We start from the raw sequence: 18475 nt of genomic DNA, 5'->3' as shown, positions 1-18475 counted from the left end.
AAAATGTATATCGTTGGCAGAAGAAATTATTTAGACCAGTTATCAAAAACTTCATTGATGACTTTATTCTCGATAAAAATCATCTGCTACCACAGAGAATCTATAAATAATAGTGCGTAAGTCCTAAGACATTAAAAAAGCTCGCATTGCTGCGAGCTCTGTGTTGGATGGCTAGTGCTAGATTTATTGTTTGGTGATCAACATCAAACTCAACTAACTGTCATTGATCCGTCCAACTTATCGGTAGCGTCTTATTGGTTTTACGACCTACCATGAGTTCAATATAGCAACATTTTTCAGACCTACAAGCCCTCTTTACACTTCTAAAAGAAGACTCATACAAGATTTAAATTGTCATTTTTCAAAACTAAATTATGATATTTCACGCTTATTAATTTCCAAATATTATTCTTTTAGAAGAAAATATTTTTAGCATAAATATATGATTTCTATAAAATTTTAATTTAATTTAAGTTAATTTAGCTCAATATGTGTTCACATCATCCTTTATTAATTTATTCAGTTTTTTAAAATTTATTTTTTTAAATTATTGAGAATAATAAGTGATCCTAGCCAAAATAATGGACAGCACGTCCCTCTAAAGATAACGTAACTTTAATCTTTGGAGATTCAAGAAATGGCTAAACGTTTTAGTCCTGAATTTAAACAGCAAGCAATTGATTATGCACTTTCAAACTCGCACGAATCTTTAGCTGCAATCGCCCAGAAATTAGGTGTTGGTTATTCAACATTGGATAAATGGATTCGTGAAATCAATCCGGCGGGTTCAAGCAAACGCCAACTTTCACCAGAACAACAGCGGATTTTAGAATTAGAGAAAGAAGTCAAACAGCTCAGGGAAGCCAATGACATCTTAAAAAAAGCGCATGTGTACTTTCTGACAGATCATGCCAAGAAAAGTACACGGTAATTCAAGATCTGGATGTGAATGAAGTCACTGTATCTTCTGCCTGTAAATGCCTGGGTGTCAGCACTTCAGGCTATTATGCCTGGCGAAAACGCCAGGCCAATCCAGCGCAGAAATATAATGATTTAAAAGCCGTATATTGGCAGCATCATGCACGATTGGGTGCACCTTCATTGGTACATGACATGCATGATTTAGGGTACACCATGAGCGAACGAACCGTTGGAAGAATGCTAAAAAAACTTGGTCTACGGAGCAAGATTGCACGTAAATACAAGCATACGACTGATTCAACCCATCGTTTGCCTACAGCACCAAACTTGTTAGATCGCCAATTTACAGTCATGCAGCCTAACAAGGTTTGGACAACGGATATTACCTATATCCGTACTAAGCAAGGTTGGCTGTATTTATGTGTGATGCTGGATCTATTTAGTCGTCGTATCGTGGGATGGCAAACCAGCCATAGAATAGACCGCCAATTGGTGTGTGATGCGTTTCATTATTCAATGGCTCGTCAGGGCTATCCAACAGGTGTTATGGTTCATTCGGACCAAGGCAGTCAGTATTGTAGTCGTGATTTTAGAGCACTCTTGCTGACAAATGATTGTATTCAAAGTATGTCTAGACGAGGAAACTGTTGGGATAATGCCGTGACTGAAAGCTTCTTTCATACATTGAAAGGCCATGTGGTGCATGGCAGTGTGTTTGCCACTCGAAAAGAGGCGAATGCGGTCTTGTTTGACTATATTGAGATTTATTACAATCGGGTCAGAAGGCATTCTGCAAACGGTTGGTTAAGTCCAGAAGCCTTTGAACAGAAATATATTAAAAGTTTAGAGGGATCGATTGTCCACGATACTGTCTAGGATCAAAGCGCTACTCAGAAATTAGCGAACCTCTACAGGAACCGCTGTAATTAGCCGAATTAAAAGTAATTTTCTTATAGATATAATCCATTGTTATTTTGAACATAAAGCACTAATTTTTATTTAAAATGTACTGTATAAACACACTTATAAGCATCACAATTTGTAAAATCAAATCAGTTATAAAGCAACAGTGTAATAAAGTCGCTCATATACAATAAACAAATGTACTCAAACCCGATATTAAATCGATCAAAACAAATTTATATTTCTAGAAAAGGTATATTGCGATGACTCATCCAGATGAAAAAATTAATGAAGAATTTCCAGAAGAGGAATTGGACCCACAAGAAAAACAGGATCGAGAGATGCAGCGCGGCCAGCTGGGCGTAGATAAAGACCCTCAGGTAAAAAGAGACCAAATCCGTCAACAACATCAGGATGAAGAGGAACAGAATCCTTAATATTCATATTATTGAGCCTGCTCCTTTGAGATTAGGATCAAGTGTAATACTGTGCCCGCTTTTTAGAGAATCGGTCAAGCTGCTTTAAGAATCCCTCAAAGTAATCTTTCTGTTTTTCTTCAGTTCGATAACCTGCATATAAAGTACGGCGTAAGCCTTCAGGGGCTACACAATCCAGACGGCGCGAAGTCACCCAGCCCTTCTGTTCATATTCATTTACCACCCAATCTGGCAATGCCGCAATCCCACGACCACTGGCAACAAGCTGAATCAGCATTTGAGTCAGATCGGTCGTCCGAATCTGTTTTGGCAAAATATTCGCAGGAATAAACAAGCGTGACATGATATCCAGACGATGCTTATCTACCGGATAAGTTACTAATGTTTCTTCTGCCAGTTCCTGCACCGTAATCTCTTGGGCACGTACTAAAGGATGTGTATTAGACAACACCAAACGTGATTCATATTCAAATACCGGGAAATATTCCACACCTTTGAGTGCAATCGGATCGGCAGTAATCAGTAAGTCAAACTCGCCCGTTTGTAACAATTCATGCGGATTGGCTTCAAAGCCCGAAGCAAAATCCAAATCAACATCTGGATATTGGATACGATACTGATTCAAAAGTGGCATTAGCCAGTCAAAACAACTATGACACTCTGACGAGAATATAATACGGCCTGTCTGTCCATGCACAATACGTGTGATATCACTTTGCGCTATCTGTACTTGTGGTAGCACATCATCAGCCAGTTTCAACAAACGTAAACCTACATTAGAAAAACTCACAGGGCGACTACGGCGATTGACCACTTCAACCCCGAACCATTGATCGAGTTCGCGCAATTGGTGAGACAAAGCTGAAGGTGTTAAACAGAGATCTCCTGCTGCTGCAACCAGTGATCCATGTTCTCTTAGCGCTGTCAGTGTTTTTAAATGTCGTAGTTCTATCATATGGCTTACCCAAAAAAATACAGAAACCAGCTACTCAAGCTTGGTGAATAGCATAATCTATTTCAGGATAATCACTTTAATATTTTCACGTTTAAATTATTTTAATGAATTTTACTCAACAAATAATCTGTTCAAAAATGGGTTTATTAAAACATTTGAGTTATTTCATCCTCAAGATATTCAAGAGTCGTACTCTGCATTGCAATCAGCTCTCGTATTCAAAATATTCAAAGCCGTTGTGAATTAGCGTATCAAATCAAAATATAGAATCAGAATAAGTAAAAGAAAATGAGCATGTCATTTGTTTGTCTGAAAACTTTTAAGATTATTTTTGAGCAGTATCGAATAAAGTGAAAAGACAGAGTTTGAGATTCGATTTAAGCAATGCAATCTATATGGTGGCACTGAATAAAATGTTTTATGAAAAGCAATCTGGTATAAAGATTTAATTTAGAGAGATTTTTATGTTGTAAGAAATAAGAAAATGGTGCGCTCAGCGCGCACAAGAATAAAGTTTTATCTTTCTGATTAATAAATATAAAAAATTAATTCTTAACAGCATATACCGTAAAAAATACCGTATAAATATTATCTATTTTATATCTTACTTATTGATTGCCCCCCTGCATGAGTTTTTAGGCAATCGGAGCATCTATACAAGATCACAATCACTTGCAAATCTTCATAATAATGCTGGGTAATAGTAAATAGTTCTTACTACAAATTGTGCAATTATACTATTTCCCTTTACAGGAACGTCTTTAATAGCACTCACTCTCCCATGCTTCACACTAGGCAGAATCCGTAATCTGCTCAAGATAGCAACAATAAAGAGGTTAAAACAATTTTTCACAAGTTGTATTTCTTAAAGAAACTAGTTACGCATCAGTAAATCATAAAAGCAGATTTTACCCCTCACTATTATAAATGGATCCAATTTATACTTTTATTGTACATTTTATATTGACTATTCGCATCAATAGTCATAAATTGGATCCAATTGATAAGGAGATCAGAATATGTTCATTAAAAATGCTTGGTATGTGGCAGCGCGTCCTGAAGAAGTTATCGAAAAGCCATTAGGTCGTCAGATCTGTGGTGAAAAGATGGTGTTTTATCGTGGTAAAGAAAATAAGGTCTATGCAGTAGAAGACTTCTGCCCACATCGCGGTGCTCCACTCTCTTTAGGCTTTGTAGAGGATGGCAATCTAGTTTGTGGTTATCACGGCTTAGTTATGGGCTGTGATGGCAAGACAGTTGCTATGCCTGGACAGCGTGTTCGTGGTTTTCCATGTAACAAGAGTTTCAGTGTTGTAGAGAAATTCGGTTTTATCTGGGTATGGCCAGGTGACCAGTCACTTGCAAGTGAAGATCAGTTACCTGAACTTGAATGGGCAGATAATCCTGAATGGGCATATGGTGGTGGATTGTTCCACATCAATTGCGATTATCGTCTGATGATTGACAATCTAATGGATCTTACTCATGAAACTTATGTTCACTCAGCCAGTATTGGACAAAAAGAAATTGATGAAGCAGCACCTACTACTCGTATAGATGGGGATCATGTCATTACAGAACGCCATATGGAAAATATCTATGCACCTCCATTCTGGCAAATGGCATTAAGAGGCAACAATCTGGCTGATGATGTTCCGGTAGACCGCTGGCAGATCTGTCATTTCTTTGCGCCAAGTAATGTTCATATTGAAGTTGGCGTAGCACATGCAGGTAAAGGTGGCTATCAGGCAGCTGCCGAGCATAAAGTATCTTCTATTGTGGTGGACTTTATTACGCCTGAAACAGAAACCTCTCACTGGTATTTCTGGGGTATGGCCCGTCACTTCCAGCCAGAGAATGCGGAACTGACAGATCAGATCCGTGAAGGACAAGGCAAGATTTTCTCTGAAGATCTGGACATGCTGGAACAGCAACAACAAAACCTGCTCCGCTATCCTGACCGCAAGTTGCTGATGCTGAATATTGATGCAGGCGGAGTGCAAGCACGCAAAGTGATTGATCGTCTGATTAGCCAAGAACAGGTTAACGAGATTGCAGGCAAAGAGCAGATTCCGTCAGTCACGCTTGGTTAAATAGTTAAAGTTTTAGAACAGTATTTTGATTTTTTAAATTTTAGGAGCGGCACTCACATGGAAGTGACCATTCATCAGATCCATCAACACAATTCTCAAATAAATTCATTTGAGCTCATGAGTTGTAATGGGGAGCCTCTACCTCCTTTTAAAGCAGGTGCTCATATTGATGTATATATGGGCGAAGGCTTAATACGCCAATATTCCTTGGCGAATTGCAGCAGTGAACAGCACCGCTATGTAATTGGTGTACTGAATGATCCAAACTCACGTGGTGGCTCACGCTTTATGCATGAACAGTTACAGGTGGGGCAACGCATTCAGATTAGTGAACCCCGTAACCTGTTTGAGCTGAATACAGAGCTTGAACATGCAGTCCTATGTGCAGGCGGGATTGGGATTACACCAATTCTGGCAATGGCCAAAGAGTTAAAACGACTGAAAAAATCTTTCAAGCTGTTTTACTTTGTTAAAACCCGTTCGGCAGTGGCTTTTCATGAGGATCTCAATCTTCTAGGTGATTCAGTTCATCTGCACATTGATGATGAAGCCGCCACACATTGCAACTTACTAAGTGCGCTTGCTCAGTCTGACTTAGCACATCATGTTTATGTATGTGGTCCACAAGGTTTTATGGATTTCGTGATCCAGACTGCCCAACAGCAATCCTGGCCTGAGACGCATATTCATAAAGAACACTTTAGTGCTCCAGCAATTGATACCAGTGAAGATGGTAGTTTCAATATTAAAGTTAAAAAAACCGGCCAACTGATCCATGTTGCACAAGACCAAACAGCTGTACAAGCACTTGAAGCTGCTGGGGTAAGTATTCCTGTTTCTTGCGAACAGGGTATTTGTGGTACCTGCTTAGTGAAGGTAGTAGAAGGTGAAATTGACCACCGGGATATGTATTTAACTGAAGAAGAACAGGCGGCACAAGATCAATTTACTCCATGCTGCTCGCGTGCAAAATCTAAAATGCTAGTTATTGATCTTTAAAAAATAAAAAACTGCTATCTCATTAGAACTAGCAGTTTAATCTTTCTCCACTTTCCACCCTTCTGCACCCTCAGAAGGGATTTTTTTATTTAAAGAAAAGGCTTAACCTTAGGAATGCGCATGTGAATTAAAAATAGAACGCATCATATCGCCCAGAGTGACTACATGGCTATGTTCACGCATCAGACTCTCTGCTCGTGCTGAATCACGATTTTTTAAAGCATTGAAAATGGCACAGTGTTGAATATGGGCATGATGCAGACGGCGAATTTCTGAGAGCGGATTATTTTTATCATAAGTTAAGGCTTGGGCAGAAGCCATGGGTAGCTGATTATTCTTACTTAGAGCCTGCACAATAGCGATATTATCTGAGCCTTGAATAATCGTATTATGAAAAATGGTATTGTAATAATGATAGATTTCAATATCCTCATTACTTAGTTCAGTTTTTTTAAATATTGGCTCTATTTGAGTAATGCACTGCATTAGCTGATCTTTTTGCTGCGTGCTTAGCCCTTTTTCTGCCAGTTTTTTTGCTGCCAGGCCTTCAAGCACTCCTCGCACCTCAAGTGCATCCTGAATCAACTTGGGAGAAATTTCTCTAACTGTATAGCCGCGGGTTGGATTTTTTAATAATAATCCTTCTTGCTCAAGCAGTTTAAATGCCATACGCACCGGTTGACGTGAAACTCCAAGCATTTCTGCTGTTGGAATTTCAGCCATGCGAGCACCGCCCGGAATTTCACCTGAAATAATCATTTTTCTAAGTTCAATCAGTACTTGCTGACCTGATGACATGGACTTACTCATTTATAATATGTGTGCTGATGCTACCGGGTGCATGAAAATAATTCAACAGAAGTCATGAAGATCCTATTCAGCTTATTAAGTTGTTGCTTCCTCAAGAATAGACATTGAAAATTAGCTAGACGAACTCAAATCCGACCTGATGATGTAAAAAATTATTCTTCTTGAAAATGCTGTAAATTAGTGGCCATGATTTCAAGATTATTCCTGATCAAAAAGGCCAGATTAATATCCATGCCTTTTAGCATCGTTTGTTCCAGTTCCTGAACGACTGCCCGACACTCACTTAATTTATTTAATCCTGCTTGAGTGACATTGACAAGAATACGACGACCATGAGAGGGGTCCGATTCCTTACTAATCCAGCCGCTACTTAATAAATCCTGTAGAATTTTATTAGTTGATTGGGGTTTGATAAAAGAACGCTCCGCCAGTTTGGCATTGGAGAGATTTCCTTTTGCCGCGAGTACTGACAATGCTGTGAACTGAGGCAAAGTAATATCTAAAGGCTTTAGGCGTTCATTCAATAATTTACTGATAATACGATCAACACGAGCTATCATATAGCTCAGGGTTGGCAGTTGATTTAACTGATGTTCCATAATACTTAATTCAACCTTAAATTCTAACCATTAAAAAGTATGGCCAAATTGGCCATACTTAAGTCATCACATTACTGAGTTTGAGTTGACGTATTTAATACAGGGACCTGCCGTGAAACTTTTGATTTACGGACCAAAAGTAATGCTGCGATCATTGCCATTAAAATCAGTGGAATACTTGCACCAATGACCATCGCTGAACTTGAACCAAACGATAATAGCATGCCCGCAAAAAGTGGGCCGGCAAAAGAACCAATTCGACCAACAGCGACAGCAGCACCGACACCCGTACCACGCATTTCTGTTGGATAGAACATCGCTGCAAGACCATACAATGCAGACTGACCACCTACAATAAATAGACCACATCCGACAGCAGACAGTACAAGTAGTGCCACTGTTGGTGAAATCGCTAAACAGCACAGTGATACCAAAATACCGATATAAATCAGTTTAATGACGACACTCATACGAATTTTATCAAGTAAGAAGCCCATTAAGATTGAACCAAAAATACCACCAACGTTGTAACCAATTTGCACGTAGTTTGCTTCTGTTTTTCCTAAACCTTGTGCACCCATCAGTAATGGCAACCAATTTAAGAGGAAATATAAAACAACGAGGGTAAAGAAGAAACTAATCCAAATTTGAATGGTCGAAAAACGACGTTCTTTGGCAAACAGCACTTCAAAGAATGGCGTCGATGTTTTTTGCTTCGCTGCCGTCAAGTAATCTTTCGATTCAGGTAAGAATTTCATTAATAATGGAATTAATAAAATAGGTGCAAAACCACCAACATAGAAGATATGACGCCACTGCGCATCACCTGCAAGTGCCATTGCGACAAATGAGGTCAACATTCCACCAAACGGAATACCACTGTACATAATACTAACAGCAATACCTTTGTGTTTCTCCGACACTGCTTCCGATGCCATGATAATCATCATTGGCAATGCACCACCCATTCCTAGACCAGTCAAGAAACGAATAATGAGTAACAAGGTGTAGTCGGCTGCATATGCTGTTAATACCGACATAATACCAAAAATTAAAATACTGATTAACAGAACTGCTTTACGTCCAATTTTATCAGCATACCGCCCACCAAGAAGTGCACCTGGTAAGGTACCTAAAATTGCGGCACTAAATGCCCATGCCATTTGCGCATTATCTAATCCAAACTCCGCTCGCATACGTGGTGCTGCAACGCCCATCGATTGAAGATCGAAACCTTCAAACACTGCAATTGCAAAACATAATACGAGTGTAAGCGTAGCTTTGGCTTTGCTACTTACACTATTTTCCATTCGTTATTGTCCTTTCTTAGATTTCTAATCTATACATATCCTATGTATTGCTTCCGTCCTAGCAACAGCAAAAATATCACCTAAACTTATAATTTAATCAATATATATTTTCACAAAGTTACAAATAAAATATTAATTACTTTGTTTTACATGGATTTATAAAAAATATTTAAAAAAAGCAAAAAAAGGCTTGAATGTAAGTTTAACTGATATTATCTTTAATCTCATCAGGACATAAATCAAACATCAAGGAGTAACACATGTCTTATCAAAACCGCTGGGAAACCGTTGACGTACAAGTAGATGCAGGTATTGCATGGGTCACGTTAAACCGCCCAGAAAAGAAAAATGCAATGAGTCCAACATTGAACAAAGAAATGATTGATGTACTCGAAACTTTAGAATTAGACCCTGAAGCACGTGTATTGGTATTAACTGGTGCAGGTGATTCATGGACAGCGGGTATGGACTTAAAAGAATACTTCCGTGAAGTTGATAACCAACCTGAAATCTTCCAAGAGCGTATTCGCCGTGATGCGTCACGTTGGCAGTGGCACCTACTTCGTTTCTACTCAAAACCAACCATTGCAATGGTCAACGGTTGGTGTTTCGGTGGCGGTTTCTCTCCACTTGTTGCATGTGATCTTGCTATTGCAGCAGATGAAGCAACCTTTGGTCTATCAGAAATCAACTGGGGTATTCCACCAGGCAACCTTGTAAGCAAAGCAATGGCTGATACTGTGGGTCACCGCACTTCGATGTATTACATCATGACCGGAAAAACCTTCTCAGGCGTTGAAGCTGCGAACATGGGCTTAGTTAACAAAAGCGTTCCACTTGAACAATTACGTGCCGAAGTAACTGAACTTGCCAACAACCTGCTTGAGAAAAATCCAGTGGTACTACGTACTGCGAAAAATGGTTTCAAACGTTGCCGCGAACTGACTTGGGAACAAAACGAAGACTACTTATACGCAAAATTGGATCAATGTAATCACCGTGACGATGAAGGCGGTCGTGCACAAGGTCTTAAACAATTCCTTGATGACAAGTCAATTAAACCTGGTCTTCAAGCCTACAAACGCCCTGCTTAAGCAGCCATGATGGACATGTAAGGAAACATTCACCATGCAAAACGTACAGTTACTTATTCACGGTCAATCCGTCGCAGCAAGTTCAGGACAAACTTTTGAACGCATCAGCCCTATCGATGGTTCTGTAGCATCTATTAGTGCGGCTGCAACCTTAGATGATGTCGATCGTGCAATTGAATCAGCACATGAGGCATTTAAAACATGGTCTGCCCTTTCTCCAACAGCCCGTCGTTTAAAATTACTCAAAGCGGCAGATTTAATGGATCAAAAGACTGAACAATTTATTCAAACTGCGATTCATGAAATAGGCTCAACTGCTACATGGTATGGTTTTAATGTTCACCTTGCAGCCAATATGCTACGTGAAGCTGCAGCCATGACGACACAAATTGATGGCAGTATTATTCCATCAGATGTGCCTGGCAATATGGCAATGGGCATCCGTGTACCCTGTGGTGTCATCGTTGGGATGGCACCATGGAATGCTCCCGTGATTCTTGCAGTACGTGCTTTGGCGATGCCTCTTGCATGTGGCAACACGGTGGTACTCAAAGCATCCGAAGCTTGCCCTGCGACGCATCGCTTGATTGGGGAAGTCTTACATGAAGCAGGGATTGGCGATGGGGTCGTCAATGTGATTACCCATGCAGCTCAGGATGCACCTCAAATTGTTGAGCGTTTGATTAGTCATCCGCTGACCAAACGCATTAACTTTACCGGCTCGACCCATGTCGGACGAATCATTGCTGAAAATGCAGCAAAATATTTAAAGCCGGTATTACTTGAACTCGGCGGTAAAGCACCCGTGATTGTGCTTGAACAAGCGGACTTAGACGAAGCTGTCAATGCAGTGACTTTCGGTGCCTTCTTTAACCAAGGACAAATTTGTATGTCGACAGAGCGTGTCTTGGTCGATGAAAAAATTGCCGATGCATTTATTGAAAAACTCGTAGCAAAAGTCAAAACCATTCGTGCAGGTAATCCACTGACAAGTGATGCTCCACTTGGTGTTCTTGAAAGTCTGAAGGCCGCGACACGTATTAGTAAGTTAATTGAAGATGCACGTGAAAAAGGCGCAGATTTACCGCTCGGTTTACACATAGACGGTGCTATTATGCAACCGACAATCGTGGTCGATGTCACTCAAGATATGCAACTTTATGCCGAAGAATCCTTTGGTCCTGTTTGCACAGTACAACGCTTTAAAACCGTAGATGAAGCAGTAGAACTTGCTAATGACTCAGAGTTTGGTCTGTCTGCAGCAGTATTTAGCCAAGATCTAGGCTTAGCGCTTGCAGTCGCAAAACGAATTGATTCGGGGATTTGTCATATCAATGGGGCAACTGTTCACGATGAAGCACAAATGCCATTTGGTGGTGTGAAACAAAGTGGCTATGGTCGATTCGGTAGTAAGGTTTCCGTGGCAGAGTTCACTGAACTACGTTGGATCACCATGCAAACAAGCCCGAGACACTACCCTATTTAACGAAAACATAAAGAGTTGACATGACGTCAACTCTTTTCGTTGAAAAAGAATAGATAAAAATACATGGAGTAATAACAATGTCGAACATGACGGTTCAAACACATCAATATCCTGAACGATTTGTTAAATTAGGTAGTCATGAAATATACGCTGAATATAAAAATGGCGCTTTATATATCTCTCCCAAGGAACAACTCAAATCCTATCCACAAAAATTAACAGATCGTTTACTCCAATATGCAGAGACACATCCAAACCGTATCTTTGCAGCAAAACGTGGTCCTTCAGGACAATGGATTGAACTAAGCTATGCTGAGACCGTAGATCGTGCATGGCGTATTGCACAGAGCTTAAAACAGTATTCTCATTTATCGACTGAACGTCCAATTGTCATTTTGTCTGGCAATGACCTTGAACACCTAACACTTTCGATGGGTGCCATGTTAGCAGGTATTCCTTTCTCTGCTATTTCTCCTGCTTATTCATTGATTTCAAAAGACTTTGGTAAGCTGAAACATGTATTTGATACGCTAACACCAGGTTTGGTATTTGCCAACGATGGCGATGCTTTTGCAGCAGCAATCAATCACTGCCGAAATGCCGATGATATTGCAGTGGTGACCACATCAGGTCAAGTTGGTGGTGAGCCATGTATTGCATTTTCCACACTACTTGAATCAGATATCACCGATATCAAAGCACATTATGACAGCATTGATGAGCATCAAATTGCAAAGTTTTTATTCACCTCCGGCTCTACAAAAATGCCGAAGGCAGTACCAACAACGCATTTAATGCTGTGTACCAATCAACAAATGTTGTTGCAAACTTTCCCTGAATTTGAAGAAACCCCGCCTATTTTGGTCGATTGGTTAGCATGGCATCATACCTTTGGTGGTAGCCACAATGTGGGAATTGCACTCTATAACGGTGGCACAATTTACATTGATGATGGCAAACCTGTCCCAGGGAAAATGGAAGAAACTATTCGTAACCTGAAAGAAATTGCACCTACTGTCTATTTAAATGTGCCAAAAGGTTGGGAAGAAATCACCGTTGCACTTGAACAAGATGCTGAACTTCGCGAAAAATTCTTTAGCCGTGTCAAAGTTTTATTCTTTGCAGGTGCTGCATTATCTGAAGCGGGTTGGAATCGTTTAGATCAAATTGCACAAGCACACTGTGGTGAACGTATCCGTATTATGAGTGGTTTAGGAATGACCGAAACCGCACCTTCATGCGTGTTTACGACAGGACCTAAAGTAATGGCGGGCTTTATCGGTTACCCAGCACCAGGATGCGAAGTTAAATTAACTCCATATGGTGACAAACTTGAGTTTTGTGTACGTGGCAAAAATGTCATGAAACAGTATTGGCGTCTGCCTCAAGAGCAACAAGCCGAAATTTTTGATGAAGAAGGTTTTTACCGAACTGGTGATGCCGTCAAACTCGTCGATGAAAAAGATCCAAGTCAAGGCTTGATGTATGACGGTCGTATTGCCGAAGACTTTAAACTGAACACAGGAACATTCGTCAATGTCGGTACACTACGTAATAAAGTCTTAATTAACGGTAATTTACTGATTCAAGATGTCTGTGTGACTGGATCAAATCTAAATGCGATTGGTTTCTTAATTTTCCCGAAACTTGCCGCATGTGCAGACTATGCAGGGCTTGATTTCAACACGACGACTGCAGATGACATATTGACTCATCCGAAGGTACAGCATTGGTTTAAACAGTTCTTGCTTGAGTTCAATAAAGATGCCACCGGAAGTTCAAATACGGTCTCAATGTTGTATTTAATGACTGAAGCGCCTCAGCTCGATGCCGGTGAAACCACCGATAAAGGCAACTTAAATCAGAGTGGCATTTTAAAACGTCGTGCAGCGATGGTACAGGAACTGTATGAAAAGCAGATTAATAATCCACTGATCATTCGTATTCCAACCCTCAAACAATAAGCCATTTTTAAAATTCAGCAGTACTCTTGTGAGTGCTGCTTAGACCATTGCATCCAAATTAAGGATAATTCCATGCAAAAAGATAGTGACTTTGAGTTGTTTCGTGACAACTACCAGCGTTTCTTAGCTGAACACGTAGCACCATTTTATGAATTATGGGAAGAACAAGGTTTAATCCCTCGTGAACTTTGGCACAAACTTGGGGAAAATGGTTTTTTATGCGTCGATGTACCTGAAGAATACGGAGGTTTCGGTGCACCGATTCATTATTCACAAATGTTAGTACAAGAAACAGCAAAAGCTGGCTTTACTGCTTTAGCTGTCGGGATTGGCGGTCAAAGTGAATTGGTTTCTCCGTATATCCAAAATATTGGCAGCGAAGAACAAAAACAATATTGGTTACCCAAAATGGTCTCAGGCGAAGTGGTCACGGCAATTGCAATGACTGAAGCCAATGCCGGTTCAGATTTACAAGCAATTCGCACCCAAGCTATTTTAGAAGGTGACCATTATGTGGTCGATGGTTCTAAAACCTTTATTTCCAATGGCCATCATGCCGATTTAATTGTGTTGGTCGCAAAAACCGATCCACAGGCAAGAGCCAAAGGCATCTCTATTTTACTTGTCGATGCGCATCTAGATGGCGTGAAAAAAGGCCGTGGCCTGAAAAAAATTGGACTTCACGCACAAGATACTGCTGAACTATTTTTCGACCAAGTTCGTGTCCCGAAAAATCAACTTTTAGGACAAGCAGGTCATGGTTTTAGCTATTTAATGCAAGAGTTACCACGAGAACGCTTGAGTATTTCACTGATGGCGTTGGGATCAATTCAAGGTGCGATCGAAATTACCAAAGAATACGTGCTTGAACGTAAAGCCTTTGGCCAAGCATTAGCGCAATTTCAAAATACACGTTTTGTACTTGCACAAGCACAAATTAAAGCACTTGCAGCCGAAGCCTTTGTCGAGCGTTGTAAAGCCTTATATCAACAAGATGCTTTAAGCGTGACTGAAGTTGCAGCACTGAAATGTTTTATTACTGACACACAATGCGAAGTGATTGACCAACTTCTGCAACTCTTTGGTGGTTACGGCTATATGCAGGAATATCCAATTTCGCGCTTCTTTGTTGATGCGCGTGTACAAAAAATTTACGGAGGAACCAACGAAATTATGAAAGAGATCGTAGCGCGCGAGCTCTTGGGGAAATAAAACACACCAGACTTAAAACAATATATTCCACATCGTTTCAGGATGAAATAAACATGAAAAAAATATGGATTACACCACTTTTACTTTTGACCACACCCGCATTTGCTAATAATTTTATTGATCAGAGCAAAGTGGATTTAACAGCTCGTAACTTCTATTTCGATCGAGATTTCCAAGTTGAAAATCGCTATCCGGCACTAAAAGATTGGAGCCAAGGTTTCATTCTAAAAGCACAATCAGGTTATACCGAAGGTCCTATTGGATTTGGTTTAGATATTCTTGCCACAGCAGGTTTTAAATTAGATGCCGATGCCAAATATGGTGGTACAGGAAATTTACCACGTGCTGTCGGCAGTAACGAACCTGCTGACCAATATGGTGAAATTGGGATTACAGCCAAGGCAAAAGTCGCTCAAACCGAAGTTCGCGTTGGTACTTTACAACCGATGACACCAGTGCTTGTCGGTTCCCCTGCTCGTTTATTACCACAGACCTATCGAGGGGTTGCTGTTCAGTCTAAGGATATAAAAGGGCTTGATCTACAAGCTTCATATATCGACAAGGTCAATCACCGTGATTCGACCAATTATGAAAAAATTAAAATTTCTGGGGTGAATGGTCGTTATATTTCTGCAGAAACCGATCATTTGTACTATGTCGGTGGTCATTACGACTTAACCAATCAACCGTTAAAACTGACCGCCTTCCATATGGATGTTGATGATCTATATCATCAATCGCTTTTAGGTCTGACCTATAAACATGGGTTTACAGATGATACGGTGCTGACAAGTCAATTGCGTTACTACATGAGTGATGCCGATGGTGCTGCAAAAGCAGGAAAAGTTGATAATAATCTGATCCATAGTCACACAGAACTTAAACATCAAAATCATAAATTCATTCTTTCGACCTTCCACCATCTAGGGGATACCGCTTTCCCTTATTTAACAGGTGGTGAAACAGGCTTGATGATTGATACATGGACAGGTGAGTTCTTAAATGCCAAAGAACGTGTCTACAGTGCACGTTATGAATATGATTTTAAAGATTATGTACCAGGCCTACGTTTTATGACCCGCTATACCCATGGTAGTAATATTTATGCGCCGCAACTCGGGGGTACTGACTTTGAAGAAGATGAACTCGACTTCGATATTGGTTATATCGTCCAAACAGGTCCTCTAAAAAATCTTGGCCTCCGTGCACGTTATGCCATTTATGATAACGATATGCCGATCACTGCCAACATTAAACCGGCCAATGAAACCCGTATCAATATTGATTACACATGGAAATTTAAATAATAGATTCAAAGGCTCTGAGTTTTCAGGGCCTTTTTTATTTTAAAGGATGATAAATGAAATATTTACTTAGCATTGGGATCGGCCTAAGTTTATCTATACTCAGTCATGCAGATACACAATTTTCGCCCCCACCACTTAAACTTGAACCTCTGGCCACCTTCAAGGTTGAATTAAATGCCCCCGTTTGGGAGTTAGGCAAAACGGCAGATATGGGACAAAGACGAATTATTCCGATTACTGGCGGTACTTTTGAAGGTCCTTCTCTTAAAGGTCGTATTCTCAACAATGGCGCAGACTGGCAAATCGTAGATAGCAAAGGACTGGCTATTATCGATACACGATATCTTTTGCAAACCGATGATGGTGCACTGATTTATTTACAGACCAAAGGTTACCGACATGCTTCACCTGAAGTTTTGAAACAGTTAAGTACAGGTAAAGATGTCGATCCAACCCAATATTATTTCAAGTTGACCATGCAATTCGAAACCAGTGCACCCCAATATGCTTGGTTAAACCAGACCCTAGCTGTAGGCAGTGCCATGCGTTTAGGCAAGGCGGTGGTTTATGATGCCTTTACCTTAAGATAAAAGAATGAGAAAAAATTAATATTTGTAAAGATTGAAGGATTCATCACTATGGAAAACAAGATTCTTGAACAACTACCACCCATTCATCATTTATTAGGTGGTCATAATATTCATTGGGATACAGAAAAACGTGAAATAGCCGTGAGCTACATAGCTCTTGAAAGCTTTACCAATCCGCGCGGTAGCGTTGAAGGCGGTATGATTTGCGCCATGCTCGATGATGCGATGGGTATTTTGGCAGCGCTGAATCAGACTGCAAAACCTGCCGCGACGATTAATTTATCGATGGATTTTTTTAGACCCTGTGAAGTCGGTGAAGTCCAGGCTAAAGCTTGGTTTATTAAAGAAGGGCGTAAAATTTTAAGTATCGAAAGTGAAGCTTGGCAACATAATAAACTGGTTGCAAAAACCAGTGCCTCTTTCATTATTCTGACTTGAGATAACTTTAAAAGTGAGCTGATCACCATAGCTATTTTATCTAGTTTAAATACTGAGGACCTTATCTGCAACAGTAGACGAAAAACTAAATAACCTACTGTTGCAATTAGCCTAAATACATAAAACTTATTATTTTAAGTTTAAATTAAAGACTGAATGATTCGGCGGGCATGGGTTAAACCCACATCAATATGTATACCGATCATCTCTGGATGATTAAAATCATTTAGGTTCTTGTACTGGTTTTCTATCACTTCTTTATCTTCATCAAAAGTCTGTTTTGTCTGATCAATAACGAGCTTTGCAATATGTTCGCGGTCATGTTTAGGATTGGTCGACATGGTCCAAAAATAATGACAAGAATTCTCTGTTTCAGGCGTAATTGCATGAAACCCCCTCATATGAAATCCTTTGCGATCTGGATTCTCTAGGGAGTCATCACCTGCTTCTATGGCTCCTGTCCAAATACGGATATGAGAAACGCGAAAATCAATTTCTTGCCAACGGTCTATTTTATTTTTAAACGGATAAGCCATATTGTAGGTTGGCGGTGGGTCCGATTCGAGCATATGCCGTGTGACTATAACTTGATTACCTATCACTTTGGTTTTCATGGTCGCATTCATATGAGCTTTTGCATTACCACCAATAGTTTTTAAATGAACATAGGCTAAATGGCTTAAGTCCATTAAATTATCATGAATGAGCTGGTAAGGCGCCTGATAATGATATCGATCTCCATCATATAAGTAATCTGGATCATCATGATATGGGTAATCTGGTGCTTCTATGAGAGGTACACTTTCTTCCTTTCCATACCACAACCAAATCAAACCTTGTTTTTCTTCAAGATAAAATGATTTGATTTTTGCTTTTGATGGAATCCTATTCTGCCCTGGAACCTCTATACAGTGTCCATTTTCATCATATAACAATCCATGGTAGCTACAGCGAATTTTACCCTGCTCCAAAAGTCCTTGGGATAACGGCATCCCCCTATGGCAACAGCGATCTTCTAGTGCCACAGCTTTACCCTCTTTATCTCTGAAGATAACCATTGGAATATTTAAAATTTTACGCCCAATTAAATTATCTCCAAGCTCTTTAGAGAGTGCGATGATATACCACTGATCTTTCGGGAAAGGACTGCTTGTTGAGCTTTCTTGATCTACTAGCTTAATTTGACGACCACTATTCATAGCACTACATCCTTTTTGTAATGATTCTGATGCTTTCCTTAAATACAATTATCCTGATTTAAAAAATATGAGTTTTTTTAATACAGAATAAAGTGTATATGAATAAAAATAGGTCATATTAGTTGCCAAGTCAACCAATTAGTTGACACAACAACAAT

General features: G+C 39.9%; 16 protein-coding genes and 1 pseudogene. 12 read left to right on the top strand and 5 right to left on the bottom strand.

Annotated features, from left to right (window positions below):
- The 3 genes and pseudogenes from FTU82_RS11485 to FTU82_RS11475 all read left to right on the top strand — a co-directional run.
- Positions 1 to 110: pseudogene (locus tag FTU82_RS11485) on the top strand (IS701 family transposase); the annotation flags it as partial.
- 527 nt (positions 111 to 637) lie between these two features.
- A protein-coding gene (locus tag FTU82_RS11480) for an IS3 family transposase (RefSeq protein WP_180086257.1) occupies positions 638 to 1797 on the top strand; the annotation gives its coding sequence in 2 pieces (ribosomal slippage) (positions 638 to 872 and positions 872 to 1797; 1161 coding nt in all).
- Positions 1798 to 2087: 290 nt separating this feature from the next.
- A complete protein-coding gene (locus FTU82_RS11475; protein WP_005097508.1) occupies positions 2088 to 2261 on the top strand; it encodes a hypothetical protein in 174 nt (57 codons plus the stop codon).
- 37 nt (positions 2262 to 2298) lie between these two features.
- On the opposite strand, the gene FTU82_RS11470 is transcribed toward FTU82_RS11475, so the two are convergent.
- Positions 2299 to 3216, bottom strand: a complete 918-nt coding sequence (locus tag FTU82_RS11470; protein WP_005097509.1) for a LysR family transcriptional regulator — start codon at positions 3214 to 3216, stop codon at positions 2299 to 2301.
- A gap of 1019 nt (positions 3217 to 4235) precedes the next feature.
- Between FTU82_RS11470 and FTU82_RS11465 the strand changes: the two genes are divergently transcribed.
- Together FTU82_RS11465 and FTU82_RS11460 are read left to right on the top strand one after the other, a co-directional pair.
- Entirely contained in the window at positions 4236 to 5309 is a 1074-nt protein-coding gene (locus tag FTU82_RS11465; protein ID WP_075168017.1) for an aromatic ring-hydroxylating dioxygenase subunit alpha, read from the top strand.
- A gap of 57 nt (positions 5310 to 5366) precedes the next feature.
- Positions 5367 to 6308, top strand: a complete 942-nt coding sequence (locus tag FTU82_RS11460) for a PDR/VanB family oxidoreductase (RefSeq protein WP_004892393.1) — start codon at positions 5367 to 5369, stop codon at positions 6306 to 6308.
- 108 nt (positions 6309 to 6416) lie between these two features.
- On the opposite strand, the gene FTU82_RS11455 is transcribed toward FTU82_RS11460, so the two are convergent.
- From FTU82_RS11455 to mhpT, 3 genes are all read right to left on the bottom strand, one after another.
- Positions 6417 to 7106 (bottom strand): GntR family transcriptional regulator, encoded by a 690-nt coding sequence (locus FTU82_RS11455; protein WP_004892390.1) that lies wholly within the window; start codon positions 7104 to 7106, stop codon positions 6417 to 6419.
- Between the two features lie 164 nt (positions 7107 to 7270).
- Positions 7271 to 7717, bottom strand: coding sequence for a MarR family winged helix-turn-helix transcriptional regulator (locus FTU82_RS11450; protein WP_180101360.1), 447 nt, complete (start codon positions 7715 to 7717; stop codon positions 7271 to 7273).
- Between the two features lie 71 nt (positions 7718 to 7788).
- Complete coding sequence (mhpT, locus tag FTU82_RS11445; RefSeq protein WP_180101359.1) at positions 7789 to 9027, bottom strand: 3-(3-hydroxy-phenyl)propionate transporter MhpT; 1239 nt, start codon at positions 9025 to 9027, stop codon at positions 7789 to 7791.
- Between the two features lie 260 nt (positions 9028 to 9287).
- Here mhpT and FTU82_RS11440 point away from each other — a divergent pair, with 260 nt between their 5' ends.
- From FTU82_RS11440 to FTU82_RS11410, 7 genes are all read left to right on the top strand, one after another.
- Positions 9288 to 10121, top strand: a complete 834-nt coding sequence (locus FTU82_RS11440) for a p-hydroxycinnamoyl CoA hydratase/lyase (protein ID WP_180101358.1) — start codon at positions 9288 to 9290, stop codon at positions 10119 to 10121.
- Positions 10122 to 10155: 34 nt separating this feature from the next.
- Positions 10156 to 11607 carry an aldehyde dehydrogenase gene (locus FTU82_RS11435; RefSeq protein WP_180101357.1) on the top strand — a complete coding sequence of 484 codons (1452 nt, stop codon included), beginning with the start codon at positions 10156 to 10158 and terminating at the stop codon, positions 11605 to 11607.
- A gap of 77 nt (positions 11608 to 11684) precedes the next feature.
- The gene (locus tag FTU82_RS11430) at positions 11685 to 13571 is read left to right on the top strand and encodes a feruloyl-CoA synthase (RefSeq protein WP_180101356.1); all 1887 of its coding nucleotides are present in this window, start codon (positions 11685 to 11687) and stop codon (positions 13569 to 13571) included.
- A 72-nt stretch (positions 13572 to 13643) separates the two neighbouring features.
- Positions 13644 to 14783 (top strand): acyl-CoA dehydrogenase family protein, encoded by a 1140-nt coding sequence (locus FTU82_RS11425; RefSeq protein WP_180101355.1) that lies wholly within the window; start codon positions 13644 to 13646, stop codon positions 14781 to 14783.
- Between the two features lie 53 nt (positions 14784 to 14836).
- Positions 14837 to 16090 (top strand): OprD family porin, encoded by a 1254-nt coding sequence (locus FTU82_RS11420; RefSeq protein ID WP_180101354.1) that lies wholly within the window; start codon positions 14837 to 14839, stop codon positions 16088 to 16090.
- Between the two features lie 53 nt (positions 16091 to 16143).
- Positions 16144 to 16680, top strand: a complete 537-nt coding sequence (locus FTU82_RS11415) for a DUF3237 domain-containing protein (protein ID WP_180101353.1) — start codon at positions 16144 to 16146, stop codon at positions 16678 to 16680.
- A 48-nt stretch (positions 16681 to 16728) separates the two neighbouring features.
- Positions 16729 to 17118 (top strand): PaaI family thioesterase, encoded by a 390-nt coding sequence (locus FTU82_RS11410; protein WP_180101352.1) that lies wholly within the window; start codon positions 16729 to 16731, stop codon positions 17116 to 17118.
- 140 nt (positions 17119 to 17258) lie between these two features.
- Here the strand turns inward: FTU82_RS11410 and FTU82_RS11405 are convergent, their stop codons facing one another.
- A complete protein-coding gene (locus FTU82_RS11405; protein WP_180101351.1) occupies positions 17259 to 18317 on the bottom strand; it encodes an aromatic ring-hydroxylating dioxygenase subunit alpha in 1059 nt (352 codons plus the stop codon).
- Positions 18318 to 18475 lie beyond the last annotated feature (158 nt).

It is taken from the genome of Acinetobacter sp. YH12151, assembly GCF_013418355.1.
Lineage (GTDB): Bacteria > Pseudomonadota > Gammaproteobacteria > Pseudomonadales > Moraxellaceae > Acinetobacter > Acinetobacter pseudolwoffii.
This window is presented reverse-complemented; position numbering and strand designations above follow the sequence as displayed.